The sequence below is a fragment of the Dokdonella fugitiva genome, assembly GCF_004342425.1.
Classification (GTDB): Bacteria; Pseudomonadota; Gammaproteobacteria; order Xanthomonadales; family Rhodanobacteraceae; genus Dokdonella_A; species Dokdonella_A fugitiva.
On sequence record NZ_SLWQ01000001.1, the window covers coordinates 1 to 14892 of the forward strand.

General features: G+C 70.1%; 2 protein-coding genes. Both read right to left on the bottom strand.

What is annotated here, in order from left to right; genetic code table 11:
- Positions 1–4570, bottom strand: a 4570-nt coding sequence (locus tag EV148_RS00005; protein ID WP_199222686.1) for a transglutaminase domain-containing protein, incomplete at its 3' end; no start/stop codon positions are given.
- A gap of 107 nt (positions 4571–4677) precedes the next feature.
- On the bottom strand, positions 4678–14637 hold the full coding sequence (locus tag EV148_RS00010; RefSeq protein ID WP_131991589.1) for a carboxypeptidase regulatory-like domain-containing protein: 9960 nt from the start codon (positions 14635–14637) through the stop codon (positions 4678–4680).
- Positions 14638–14892: the final 255 nt, after the last annotated feature.

Genomic DNA, 14892 nt, shown 5'->3' on the forward strand with positions numbered 1-14892 from the left:
TCGACTTCAGGTTCTGCGGGGTGTGGTTCCCCATCATCGTGTAGAAGTTCCACTCCGACGTCGTCGTGTTCCCGAGCGCATCCGTCTGCGTGAGCACGGTGCCGGACGATGCGTCGTAAGTGGTCGACGTGGTGCGACCGAGCGCATCGGTCTGCGAGAGCTGGTTGCCGAATGCGTCGAACGTCGCCGTCGTGACTGCACCATCGGGCGCCACGATTTTCGTGATATTGCCCTGGTCGTCGAACGTGTACGTCGTCGTGTTGCCGTTGCGGTCGGTCACCACCTGCGTATGCGTGTCGAGGTCGCGCTGTGAGAGGTCGACCTTGTGGCCGAGCGCGTCGTACTGCGCGATGAGCTTGCCGCTCGCGTCGTACTCGTTGCGCACCTGCTGCACGCCGGCCGCGTCGGTGTAGCTTGTCAGCAGGTGCGCGAGTGAAGCCGGCACCGTCGCGTACTGGTTGCGACTGACCTTGTTGATCGGGCTGGTGATGCTGTCGAGGTCGCCCGCCGCCGTGTAGGCATACTTGACCTTGCGCCCCGACGGATCGGTCACTTGCGTGATGCGGCCTTCCGGGTCGCGCGTGAACTGCAGCGCGGCGCCGTTGCCGGCGAACGCGCCCTGCGCGTTGAGCACGAGCGTCTGGCCGTTCGGGTCGGTGATCTGCACGACCTTGAACGTGTTCGCGCCGTCGGTGCTGCGCAGGATGTACTTGTAGTTCTCCAGTGTCGTCAGCTGGTACAGGCCCGAGTCGAACGCGATACCTTCGTCCGGGTCGTACACCGTGCCGCCCTGGTAGAGCAGGCTCGCACTGTCGAGCGCATCCAGCGTGCTGGTCGTGCCCGGGCGCGGCTTGAACACCATCGAGAACACGCTCGGCACCTGGCCGAGCGCGCACTCTTCGCTCGCCGCGACGTCGAACTGGTGCACCTTGCCGTCCGACAGCGCGATGCTCACCACGCGCTTGCCTATCGGCCGGATGCAGAACGTGAGGAAGCCGGGCTGGTACATCTCCCATTGCTCGCCGAGCGGCTTGTTCCGCTGCAGCTTCACGTTCTGGTACGACAGGGTCCAGCCGTAGCCGAAATCGCCCTTTTCGTCCTTCTTGCGCGAATCGTAGGTGCGCGTGATCGTCAGCGGCACGCCGCCGACGTCGAGCTGGATGTCGTTGAAGCTGACCGTGAATGCGCCGAGCTTGAGGTCACCCTGCACGACGACATGCTGGACCGTACTCGCCGAACGGCCGTTGGCGTCCCAGGCGACGAGACCGAGGTCGTACTGGCCGTTCTCGACGCCGGTGGGATCGAACGTGCCGAGCGCGCCGTTGACCGCGCCGGTGCCGCGCGCGAGTTCGCGCCATGCATTGCGCCCGGTCGGCGACATCGACAGCGTCCACAAGGCCGTGTTGGCGTCGGAAACGATGCCGCTGACCGGCGTCGGCTTCGTCAGCACGTCGCCGTCGGCGGGCGCGGTGATCTGCACGGTCGGTGGCGCGGTGTCGCCTTCGACGTGCACGCCGAAGGCGCCGCGACGCTCCAGCGTGCCCTTGTTGTCGGTCGCGTTCGCGACGACCGCGTGCGCACCGGCGCCGCTCGCGGAGACGTGCGCCTGGCCGTTCGCATCCAGCGGCACGTCCACGCCGTCGATCGCGAGCGACTTCACGACGGTGCCCGAACCGCCGGTCGTCGCGACCGTGATCGTGACCACGTCGCCTTCGTTGACGAACTGCGGCGCCACCGCGAGGTTGAGGTCGAGCGGCATGACCTGCCCGATCGTGAGCGTGAAAGCCTGCTCGACGTTCGCGTGGCCGTCGGACACGCGCAGCGTGACCGGATACGAGCCGGTCACCGGGCTCGCCCACGAAAGCAGTCCGCCGGCGGAGATCGACATGCCGGCCGGCCCGGTGACGAGCTGGAAGGTCAGCGCATCGCCGTCGGGATCGACCGCGGACGCGAAATACTGGTACGGCTGGCCGAGCGCACCGCCCGTGACCGGCGCACTGGTGAAGTACGGCGGATTGTTCGTCTGCGACGCGCCGGGCAGCGTGGTCGTGTCGCCGGTCACGATCGTGCTGACGATCGACGTGCCGATGTCACCGAGGCCCGCCGGCAGGCCGTTCCACAAGGCACACAGCCACCATTGGCTCTGCACCGCGGCCGCGCCGAGGAAGTTCGACCACGGAATCGTGCCGTAGTCGGCGAGCAGGGCGACCGCTGTGCCGTAGTAGGCGGTCTCGGCCGCGAGCGTGCCCTGCACGGCCGCGGCGATCGCGTCGCCGCGTACGGTGAGCGCCGGTCCTGCGAACGCGAGCGGCAGCCAGCCGCCGGCGACGTCGAGCTCGGCCGATTCGCGACCGCTGATCTCGTAGTCGCCGCTGCCGCTGGCCGCGTCTTCGAGCAGGTAGCCGACGCCATTCCACGCGTCGATCGCGACGTTCGAGCGGCTGATCGTCGCAGTGCGCCCGGCTTGCACGCCATCGCGCACGGTCGCCACGGCGGCCGGGTCGGCGTCGATCAGCGGCAGCAGCGTCGCCGCGTTCGCCCCGGTCAGGCGGTAGATCGTCTGGCCGGCCGTGGCGGCAGCACCGAGGGCACGCACGGTCGAACTCGCGCGGCCGGCGTGATCCGCGTCGGCGAACAGGGCGTCGAGGACGAGATGCGCATAGGTCGACGCGCGCTCGCCGTACGTGCGCTGGAATGCGAGTGCGCGTCGCGCGTCGCCGTCAGTGGCGACCGTCGTGCGGCCGATCGCCTCGACCGTCAGCGCGAGGCCGGGGAAGCGCACGCTCTGTGGCAATCCGTTCGCGACGAGGACGTCGGCGCGCGTGCCGACGCGGACGATCGTCGGCAATGCGTGGCCGACGATGCCGCAGCCGCGGCACATGAGGTCGGTGACGCCGGCCACGGTCGTCGCATAGGCGAGGCCGGCGTAGCCGAGCACGTCGCCGACGAGGTGTTCGCGATCGATGCCTGCGTAGTCGTGTGCCGACAGGCGCGCGGCGGTATCGGCGAGACGCTCGCGCCCGGCCGCGAGTGCCGCCGGCGACACGCCTTGGCCGACGATCGTCAACGCCTGCGTTTCACCGGCGACGACGCGCGCTTCGGGCGTCTCGCTCCAACTGCCCGCCTGTGGCTCGAAGACCGCGAGGCTGCCGACCAGCGCCGTACCGAGCGGAATGCTGCCGCCACTCGCGGGCGCTTCGTCGTCGAGCGCGAGTTGCGCCTTCATGCGGATCGTCGTCGCCGCGAGCGCCGCCGGCAGTGGCGAGGCATCCAGTTGCGTCGCGAGGCGGGCGTCGTCGGCCGCCGTCGCGCCGGCGAACGACAGCGTCAGCCGCTTGCCGACGAGGGCCGGCATCGAGCGCGTCAGCGAGACGATCGGATGGTCCTGGCTGTGTTCGTACGCATCCGCATAGAGGCCGTAGCGCACCTTCCAGCGCAGCGTGTCGGGCAACTCCGCATAGACCGCACCGAGCGCGACCGTGCGGTAGGGCAACGCGCCGGCGAGGATCGGCAGGCCCTCGGCGACGATCGCCTGCGAGCCGAGCACGTCGGCGACGGTCGCGTTCGGCTTGTGCGCGGCAATGTAGGTTTCGATGCGGTTGCCGAAGTCGATGTACGCCGCACCGAGCCCCGACGTGTCGAGGCCGCTGACGCCGTCCTGCGTGATCGTCGCGCCCTGGCCGAGCTGCGCGGCGAGCGCATTCGAATCGACCGGGACGTCGCTGCGGATCGGCAGGCCCGCGGAGTAGCGGTATTGCTTGTACGACGCGTCGAGCGGAACCCATGTGCGCGCCGAACGGTTGACCGCGCCGCGCGAAGGATCGAAGTCGACCCAGGCAGCGACCCAGACGTGTTCGATGCGGATCGCGGCAATGCTGCCGCCGCTCGCGATGCCCTGCACCGGGATGCCGCCCTGGTCGAACAGCGCGACGGCCGCTTCCGGAACGTCCACGCCACCGACCCAGTTCTGCGCCGCCGCCGCGGGCATCTCGATCGTGCCGTAGACGTAACGCGCCGGCACGCCGCTGGCGCGCAACAGTGCGATCAGCAGGCCTGCCGTGTCGAACGCGTTGCCGCGGCGCGTCTGCAAGGTCGCATCCGCACCCTGGATCGAGCCCCAGGTCGCGGCGAACGCGACGTGGTCACGCACCCAGTTGTAGATGCGGACCGGATTGCGACCGAGCGATTCGGCGAGATCGCGGATGGCGGGCGTGAGGACGATTTCGTCGTTCTCGGCGAGGTCACCCGGGCCCGGCGGTGCGGACGTGGCCGCGGCATCCTTGGCGGGCGCCGCGCCTGGAGCGAGCCTGGACGCGCCACGAGGCAGGTAGGCGGCGTCGCGGTAGGCGTCCGCGCTCGCGTGCGGCACGCGATGGCCCGCGAGCGGCGCGACGAAGCGCGTCCGCTGCGGCATCGCGTTGGCGATCTTCGGCGCAACGGCCGTGGACGCCGCGGCCCTCGCGTCGACCGGTGCAAGCAACGTCGTTGCCGCGCACAGCAACGTGCCGCCGGCCGCCAACAGCGCGAGCGCGACGGAGCGCACCGCATTCGATCGGATTGGACTGTTCATCGTTCCACCTGCCCCTGACTCCATTCGTGGGCGCCCGGCAGACCGGGCGCGTCGTGTCGCGGCGATCGGCATGCGACGGATCGCGAAGGCCGATCGCCCTGCCCCTCTCAGCGGCTTTCCCGCCACAACACCCAGTCGATGCGCGTGCGATACGCCCCGGCCTGCGCACGCGTCGACTGCCCGCTCGCTTCGGCCGCATCGAGCAGCGCGGATAGGCCCCTGCTGCGATCGCCACCCGCGAAGGCCGTCTGCGCGGCCTGCAGATCCGCGAGCGCCACATCGAGTGCGCCATCGCGGCCAGGCAGCGCGGCAAGGTCCGCGACGAGGCCCGCGAGCGTCTCGCCGGCGACGTGCGCGATCGACAGCGACGCCTGCGCGAGCGGATCGACCGCGAGCGGCGCCTGTGCGGCCACGCGTGCCGTGACCGCCGTCGTCGTGCCCGAACCGAGCTGCACGACCGCATCGGCATCGAACGTGCCCGCGATGCCGAGGTCGAGCAGCCATTCCGGCACGCCCGGCACGACCACGCCCGCATCGCCGGCAGCGTCGAGGTGCAACGTGCCGTGGAATGCATCGCCGAGGTTGTGCACCTCGATGGCGAGCGGCACCTGCGCGCCGCTGCGCAGCAGCGGCTGGTCGGGCGTGACGCGATCGAGCACGCCGTGGAAGAGCTGGTCCAGCGGGCCACCACCCGTGCGATCGATCGCATCCAGCGCTGCGGGCCAGCCGAATGCGGCATAGCCGGCCCAGCCGGAGCCGAAGGCGTTCAGCAGCACCGCCGGCGACCGCCGCTCGATGCCGGCCCAGGCGCATTGGCGCGGATCGATCGTCGTCTTGGCACCAGCCAGCTTGATCGTGTCGGCAATCAGCGAGCAGCGATACATGCTGTTCGAACCGGAAGCCTGCAGCTCGCCCCCCGGCGCGTAGACGAGGCCGCCCAGCGTCAGCGACGAGGTCGCGAGCTTCACCGCGCCATCACCCGCCTTCGTCGTCGCGAACTGCACGCCGCGGTAGTACGGCTGGAAGTTCGCACTGGAGCCATTGAGCTCGATCGAGCCCGTGCTCACGATCGTGACCGTACCACTCGCGCCCGAGCCGTTGATCTTCACGTCGCAGGGGATCCAGTACACGCCCGGCGCGAGCACGACGTGGCTGCCGTTGCGCTGCCAGCGGTGGTTCTTCGCGCACTCGCCCGACTGGTCGAGGTAGGCCGCGCCGAGCGCCGCCTGGATCGCGCCGCCGGGGCGGTAGTCGTCGAGGTCGAGCAGCTGCGGCAACGGCTGCGGCATGACGACGCGCGGCGTCGACGTGAACGTGTTCTGGCTGCCGGCGTTGTCGAACCGGGTCACGTAGTGCACCGGTCCATCGATGAGGTTCTGCGCTCCGGCGAACCGCATCCCGGTGTTTGCATGGATCGCACCATGGCTCTCGTGCTGGCTGCCGGTCCATTCGAGGCCGTAGTCGATCGAGGACGAGTTCGCCCACAGTGCGATCGCACCGGGATTCGCACCGATGTCAACGATGCGCGCATCGACGAACGGCGTCGCGAGGGCGGCCGCCGACTGGATCGTCGTGCCCGCCTCGGCGAGTACGTGTTGCGCGCTGCCCGCGACGACCGGACTCGCGATGAATGCATCCGTGTGCGGCGCGCTCGTGAACGCGAGCGCCCACGCGCCCGGCGTCGCCGCGAGCGTGAGCGAGCGGGTCGCGTCGCCGCTGTTGCGCACGCGCCAGACGGTGTAGCGGTCGTGGCCGGTGGCGTCGGCGATGCGTCCGACCGAGGCGAGCGCGAGGCGGCTGCCGCCGGTGCCGGCGTCGTTGCCGGCATAGCCGATGTCGACGCGCAGTTGCGCCTCTACCGCGTCGCGCAGCGTGCCCATCGTCGGCGCGACGTCGAAGCGGCCTTCGAGCTCGGCCAGCGTGTCCGCGCGGGTCGGCTCGACGATGCGCGCCGGCAACGGCGGATCCACCGCCAGGCGAGCCGCGCCGCCGGGAGCGCCTGCGTCGATCACGAGGCTCGCCATGCCGATCGACGCGAGGGCGTTGCCCGGCGACACGCCGGTCGCCTGTGCGAGCGCGGCCGACAGCGTCGCCCGGCCGTCGCCGACGACGAGGCCGTCGCCCCGGTGCACCGCTTCGCGCAGCAGGCGCTCCGTCGTCGCATCGAGCGCGACCGACGGCGCGAACAGCAGGTACGCACGGTGCGCGCCCGAGCGCAGGCCCGCATCGAAATCGTCCGCCGTCGTCGCGAATGCGCTCGTATAGCCGAGCCCGTCCAGCGCCAGCGCGACGCGGTCGCGATACGCCGCCGGCGCGGCAGGATCGACGAGGACGAGTGCGGACAGGCGCGGATGCGCACTCATCGCCACGCTCGCGTCGAGATGGATGGCCGGCGCCGACACGTGCACGGTCGTCTGCGCGAGCACGCGGTCCTGTCCGCCGACGTGCGCCTCGAGCAGGGCGACGTACATGCCCTCCGCGACGCCGTCGGTCGGCCAGGGTTGCGGCACCGGCACGGTCGCGCCGACGGCGATGTCCGCGGTCATGCGCCAGCTCCACGGCGCGCCGCCCTGCGGATCGACGATGCGCAGCGTCAGCGGCACCGCGTGCATGTCCGCATTGCCATGATTCGTCGCCGCGCCGTCGAGCTGCACCGGAGTGCCCGCGGTCACGTCGACGGGATCGGCGGCGATCGCGCCGACGAGGCCGAAGCCGGTCTCGTCGCTGGAGCCGACCTGGTACTGCGTCTGCTGCGTGTCGAGCACGTGGCCGGCGGCGTCGGCGAGCGTCTGGCGCACGGTGTAGATGCCGGCGTGCGCGTTCTGCAGCATCTGGGGCGAGATGTAGTCCTTGTGCGCGCCGGGCAGCAGCTGGCTGATCGTATATCCCTGCGTGAACTGCAGCACGTCGTCGGCGTCGTACACCTGCACGGTGAGCGACAGGCTCTCGAGGATCGCGTTCGCGAGCAGGCTGGTCACGCGCGAGCTGATGACGACTCGATCGGTCGGCTGGTAGGACTGCCGGTCCGTCGCGACCTGCGAGGTCGCGAGCGCCTGCGCGCCGTCGGGCAGCACGGTGAATGCCGCTTTGCCGCTGGCGAGCGCGAGGCCGTTGTCACTCAGCGTCGCGCGCGCCTCGTAGCCGCCGGCGAGGATCGCGCCGACCGCGAACGTGCCCTCGACGAGGGTCTCGCCATTGGCCGGGATCGTCGCGTCCTGCTGCTGCACGGTCGCGACGCGGGCGCCGCTGGCGTCGTAGACCTCGACGACGAGCGCGCCCGCGACGGTCGTCGCATTCGCATTCGCGAGCGTGGTGGTGATGTGCACGGTCTCGTTGGCGTGGTATTCCGCGCGGTCCGTGGCGACGCCGACGCCGACGAGGTTGGCGACCTGGATGAGCGGCACGCCGACCGGCAAGGTCACGTCTTCCGTCGAGAAGCTGTTGTGGAAGTCGATGAACGCGGAGTCGACCGCCTTGCGCCGTTCGCCGAGCGCGAGGCCGCGCAGGTTGGTATCGAAGCAGACGCCGTCGCCGTCGGCGCTGACGTCGCGCAGGCTCCAGACGTACTCGGTGCGACCGTCCGCCTGCGCGACGACGGCAGCCGGCGCCTTGGTCGCCGCCGTGATCGACTGGCCCGGCACGGTCAGGATGTGCGCGTCGACGCCGATCGCGCCGCAGGTGACCGGCACCTGCCAGATCATGTGCTCGTAGTCGTTGTACATCATCAGGCGGCTGCCGAAGCGGTCGAACGCGAGGTAGTCGATGTCGTTGATGATGGAATTGACGTTGAGCGTGTCGAACAGCACCGCGGCATGGCCGGTGCGCGCGACGATCTGCGCGATCTTGTGCTCTTCGGCGGAGGCGACGCCCATCGCGTCCCAGCGGTAGCTCGCGACGTAGAGGTTGTCGGCGCAGTCGGCCGCGATGTTCGGGTAGCCGTCGCCTTCGAAATACGGATCCTCGACCCCGTTGTTGCTCGTGTAGAGGTCGGTGACCGAGCCGTCCGGATGGATTTCCGAGACATAGCCGGAATTGTTCTGCACGTAGATGTTGTCCTTGCCGTCGATCGCGATGCCGCGCGGATCGGGCAGGCCCGTGGTCGTGACGATCGAGGTGGTGCCGTCCGGCAGCACCTTGAGCAGTTTGCCGGCCGTGCCGACGAGGATCTCGTCGCGGCTGTTGACGGCGACGCCATTCGCCCGCGTGACGCCGAGGTTGGCCAGCACCGACGATTGGCCATCGCGATCGACGCGGAGCAGCTGGTAGGTGCTGCCACTGCCGCTGCGGTTGGTGAAGTAGAGGTTCTCGCTGCTGTCGGCGGCGAGGCCGAACGCGGTGGCGAGCCCGCTCAGCAGGGTCGTCGTCGCGCCCTGCGTGTCGGTGCGGTACAGGTGCGTCGAATCGGTGTAATAGACGTTGCCGGCGCGGTCGGCTGCCATGCCGTTCGGCGTGCTGATCGACGCGAGCCGGCGAACCTGGTCGACCTCGACGCGGGAAATCGAGGTGAAGTCGGCACCGGTGAGGTTCATGCACATCGGCAGCGTCTGGTCGCCGGGCGGCAGTTCGCTGCGCAGCGCGACGAGCTCGCCGTTGGCGTGCGGGCCGACGTGGACGAAGTTCACGGCCGGCTCGGCGACACCGGCGCGCGACACCGTGACACGGAAATCACCGCCGTAGGGCGGCAGCCAGTCGCCGAAATCGAAATGCGTGTAGTCGTCGCCGGGTGCCATCGCGTTCATCGGCACGTGCGCCGTGTGCACGACCGTTCCGACCGCGGGGGGCGTCTGCGCCTGTGTCAGGCGCACGTCGTAGAGAACGCCGGCACCGGCGAGCACGTAGAACTGCCGCGACGTGCCGGAGATGCCGTAGACCGCGGCGCTCGCGAGCGCGCCCTGGATGCGCAGCGCCTCGACGCCACCCCCAGGCGCGACGCGATTGACGAGGCCGGAATCGCGGCCGACGTAGAGCGCGCCGTCCTCGGCGATGCCGATCGAATCGATCGCCGCGAGGTTGACCGCCACGGTCTCGAGCTGGCCTTGGTGGTATTCGACGATCGTGTTGCTGTTGCGATTCGCGACGTACACGGCGTCGCCACTGCCGGTGCGCAGCGTGGTCGGGTTCGAAAGGCCGGCCGCGAACGCGCTCCACGTCGTGCCGGCGAGGCGGCGCAAGGTCGAATAGGTCTGGTCGACGGCGTAGACCTGGCCACCGTCGGCGACGATGCCTTGCATGTTCACCGCATCACCGACCGTGCTCGCGACGCCGGCCGGGGTCACGCGCGTGACGCCGCCGGAGCGCGTGATCCACAGGTCGCCATCGGCGTCGAACGCGAGATAGCGCGGCGTCGAAACCGTCGTCACCGTGGTGGCGACGCCATTGGCGTCGAGGCGCGCGACGGTGCCCGCGCCGTAGTTGGCGACGTACAGCCGTCCCTGCGCGTCGAACGCGAGTCCCTGCGGGCGCACGATGCCGGCATGGTCGGCGACGACCTGGCGCGAGGCGTTGAATTCGATGACGCGACTCGCGGCCGTGTCACCCGCGGCGAAACGGCCATCGGCGCGACCCGCGACGCCTTTCAGCGTGCTGCCGCTGACGGTCGCGTGATCGGCCTGGCCACTGCCGGTCCAGCGCACGATGCGCCCCGAGTAGCTGCCGAGGATGTCGGCGCCCGCCTTGGCGAGATAGGCCACGTTGAACGTGCCGAGCTTTGCCGGATAGCCGCCCGGAGCGAGCGTGTAGAAGCGACCGCCGCTGTCGACGAACTTGAGCGAGGTGCCGTCCCAGAGCATGTCCGTCGGCGTGAGGAAGCCGTCGAGGCGCGAGACCAGCGCTCCGCCCGCATCGTAGGCGTCGAGTTGCTGCGCGGTACCGAATGCGAGCGTCAACTGCCCGGCCGCGTCGCGCGTGAGGCCCGTCACGCCGGAGACCGCGTCCTTGATCCGCGTGATCGCCGCCGTCGCCGGATCGAGCGTGTAGACGCGATTCGACGTCGTCCACACGAGCATCTGGTCGTCCATGCCGAAGCCGAGCACGGAGAATGTTTCGTTGAGCGAATAGACGATCTGCGTGAGCGTGCCATCCGTGGCGACCGAATACAGCTTGCCGTTGTTGAGGCGCACGTAGACGTGGCCGGCAAGGTCGGCGGCGAGGTGGCTCGGGTAGTCCGGCAGCGTCGCGAGCACGGTCGCGGCGCCGCCCGCATCGAGCGTGTGCAGGCGCTTGCCCGAGTAGTCGCGCACGACGATCGTGCCCGCCGCGTCGACGACGGCGTCGTAGGGCGTGAACGCGAGCGTCGCGAGCTTCGTCGCAGTACCGTCGAGCGCGATGCGATAGACGTCGCGACTGCGGATCGCGAGCAACCCGCCGTTGACCGGATCCACCGCGATCGCGCTCGCCGCGAACGCGCGCACGAGGATGCGCGGCGTACCGTTCTCGATCACGGTGATGAAGTCGGTGTTGGCGACGTACACGCGGCCCTGCGCGTCGACGCGCGTCTGCCCCGGGCTGCTGAGCACCGTCTCGACTTGGTCGATCGGCGTGCCGTCGGCGGCATACCGCCGGATGCGGTTGGCGCCGTTTTCGGCCACGTCGACGTTGCCGTCGCCGTCGACCGCGATGCCGTACGGGTTGGCGAGGCCGCTCGCGAACGTCGACTTGCCGGCATCGTCGACGCGCGCGACGGTGCCGTCGCTGCGATTGGCGACGAGCACCGCCCCGTCGGCGGTGAACGCGAGTCCGCGCGGCGCGCTCAGGCCGGTCGCGAGCGTCGTGACGCTGCCGTCGGGCGCCTCGCGCCGCAGGCTGCCGTCGTCGTTGGCGACGTAGAGGTCGCCGTCGTCGTCGTACTTCATGCCTTGCGGCTGGTTGGCGACGCCCTTGGCGAACACGTGCTGCTGGCCGTCGGCAGCGATCGCGACGATGCTGTCGCCGCCCTGGTTGGCGACATAGAGGGTGCCGCCCGCGTCGAAGCGTACGTCCATCGGGCTCTGCAGCCCGGCCGCGTACTCCGTGACCTCGCCGTCGGTGCCCACCTTGGCGATCGTCCCGTTGCCGGAATTGGCGACGTACACGGCACCGGCGGCATCACGCGTGAGGCCATACGGACGGTTGAGCCCGCGCGCGAACGGCGTCACCACGCCTTGCGGCGTGACCTTCGCGAGCGTGTTGTCGGCATAGTTGCCGACGATGAAATTGCCGGCGTCGTCCCGGGTGATGCCGACCGGTTGCGACAGGCCGTTGCGCCAGAGCACGGTTTCGCTGCCGTCCGGGGCGCGGCGCACGAGGCGCTGCTCGCCCGAGATCGCGACGCCGTCCTCGCTGCCGCTGAAGGAACCTGCCAGCACGAGGTCGCCGTTCGCATCGGTGTCGATCGCGGTCAGCGAGGTGATACGCAACGCGTTGATGCTGGTCACCGCGCCGGCCGGGCTGATCACCGAGATGCGCTTGGCGCCCGACGTGACGTAGACCGTGCCGTCCGCATCGACGGCAATCCCGGTCGGCGCATCGAGCGCGGTCGCGAGCACGCTCGCCGCGTGCGTCTGCGCGTCGATGCGCAGTACCTTGCGGTCGCTCGAGTTGACCGTGTAGAGGTTGCCCTGGCCGTCACGGACGAGACCGCGCGCGTTCGCGTACGGCGTGCCGCTCGCAATCGGCGTGACGTTCGTCTGCGGCACGGTCGAGGTGTCCTCGTCGGCGTTCTGCAGCACGATCGAGAGGTCGAGCTGGCCCGCCGGCACCGCTTCATTGCCGACGTTGATGAGGTTCGCACCGAGGTGCACGGGAACGTTCGTGCCAGCCTGCGCGAGCGGCGGGTCCGGCGTGACCCCGCCACGCAGGACGGGCTCGGAACGGACGACGAACTGCGTGCTGCCGTCCGCCTGCACGTGGCCGGCCGCGTCGGTTCCGCGCGCATAGATCGTGTAGTTGCCGGCGACGAGGCGCTGCGCGGCCCACTCCATTTCCACCGGCGTCGTGCTCGCGGCGGCGAACGTCAGCGGCAGGTTCGGCGGGAACTGGCCGGCGCCGTGCGCATTCGCGCGGAACACGTAGACGACGTTGCCTTGCGGGTCGCGCACGTCGGCGTCGACGACCATTTCGGCGGCGGCATCGGTCGTGTTCCTGACTTCGATCTCGAGTTCGATCTTGTCGCTCGGGCCGTACACCGGCTTGTCGACGCCGACTTCCTCGAACACCAGGCCCGACGCCTGCACCGCGGTCAGCTGCAGGTCGAGCGTCATGTTGCCCGGCTGCGGAATGCTCACGTCGACGCGGCTGCTCAGGTATCCCGATGCGGTCACCAGCAGCGTGACGCGGCTGCCACTGACGCCGGCGATCGTGTAGCGGCCGTCGCTACCGCTGACGGCGTTGCCGCCCTGGCCTTCGACGACGATGCTGGCGCCGATGATCGGCGTGCCGCTGGCCGCGTCGCTGACGAGTCCGCTGAGCGTGCTCGTCGCCGGCACCGCGTTCAGGCCGATCGAGCCGATGTCGTTGACGCCGTTGGCGAGCGAGCCGCTCGCGGTGACACCCAGGTAGCCGTCCGCCGCGATGTCGAGTGCGAACGCACCCGCCGGCAATCCGGCCAGCTCGAAGCGACCGTCGGCGCCTGTATTGATCGTCGTGGAGCCTCGCGTGACGCGCGCGCCCGGGAGCGGCTGTTGCGTGGCGGCGTCGACGATGCGGCCGCGCAGCGTCGCCGTCGCTGGCGGATTCGTGCTGGTCGGATACAGCGTCGGGGAGAAACTGTAATGCTGGCCGGCGACGAACTCGACGTCGGCCGTCACCGTGCGGTAGCCCGATTTCGTGACCTGGATCGTCGCCGCTCCGGCGTCGAGTTCCGTGAGCGAATACGCGCCGGCGGCATCGGTCAACGCGGAAGCGGTGCCGACCGAAACGATCACGCCCGAGAGTGCCGCGCCGGTATTGCTGCGTACTGTGCCGGAAAGGTCGGCGGTGAGCGACGCGCGCGACAACTGCACGGTGCCGAATTGCAGCGTCTGCCCCGCGCCGATCTGGACGGAGAACTCGCGCGCGGTGTAACCCACTTTCGAAATGCGCACGGTGAAGGCGCCCGGCGCGAGCGAGGCGAGCGCGAACGAGCCGTCGCCGGCCGAGCTCACCGACGCGGGCGTCGCGTCGATGCGCTGGATCGTCGCGCCGGCGATCGGCGCCGCGGTCGCGGCATCGACGACGCGGCCGACGATCGTGCCGCTCGTCGGTTCGGGCGGTGCGTGCGCCGCTGCCCACAGCGCGCGCAACGCCAGGGCGGTGAGATACGGATCGTCGGACCAGCTGCCGTTGGCCTGCTGCGCGGCACGCAGTGCGTCGACGAGCGGTTGCAGCACGGCGGGCTGCGCCGTGCGCGTGGTCAATGCGATCACGGCGACCGCGTTCTCGAAGGCCGTCGCGTAGACACCGTCGGCGTCGCGCAGGGCCAGCACGCGGTCGCTCGCGGCAGCCGCGAGCGGCGCGGCCTCGGGCACGCGCGCCGACCATGCCTGCGCCGCGACGAGCACATGCGAGGTGATGTAGAGGCTGCTGCCGTCGCCGATGCCCCAGCCGCCATCGACGCGACGCGCCGCCTGCAGCCAGCCGATCGCGGCGGCAGCCACCGCGGTGTCCGCGCCGTCGGCCTGCGCCAGCGCCTGCAGCGCGAGCGCGGTGTCGAGTGCATCGCTCGCGTAGCCGGGGCTGCTGCCGAAACCGCCGTCGGGGTTGCGCAGCGCGGCGAGATCGGCGATCGGCGCGGTGATGCCCTGCCGCGCCGACGCGATGGCCAGGGCACGCCGGGCGAGGAACTCGCTCATCGCGCCGGACGTGTTGCGCACGCGCGCGACGAGCGCCGAAGGCGCGTTCGCGAGCTGGCTCAGCGTGACGACGCTCTCGGATTGCGCCTGCAGCGGCAACGCCATCGACACGTCTTCGCCGGCGAGCCGGCCATCCGCCTGCACCTGCGCCGTCAGCCATGCGACGCCGCGCGCGATCTCGGGCGGCTGTGTCTGCGCGGATGCGATCGATACGATGAACGCCGACACCCATGCGACGACGCGACCGGACATGCGGATCATGCTCCCCTCCTGCTCCCTGGCTTGCACCAACCGAACGCGGTCGCGCTCGCGAGCACGACCGTTCGCTGCCGATTTCCCCGGACCCTGCCGCGATCGTCGCGGACATTGCGTCCACAACTTCCCCGATGCGACATTTCAACCGTTGACGCTAGCACGCACCACGTACAATGAGAAGGACGAGGCAGCGGGCCGACGGCGTTTTGTGCGCGGGTTCACGCATGCCGTCCGGAATGGCCGCCACTCGAGCAAAGGATC

Excerpts from the sequence above, each read along its gene's own strand:
- EV148_RS00010 (WP_131991589.1), bottom strand. The coding sequence starts at position 14,637 with ATGATCCGCATGTCCGGTCGCGTCGTCGCATGGGTGTCGGCGTTCATC.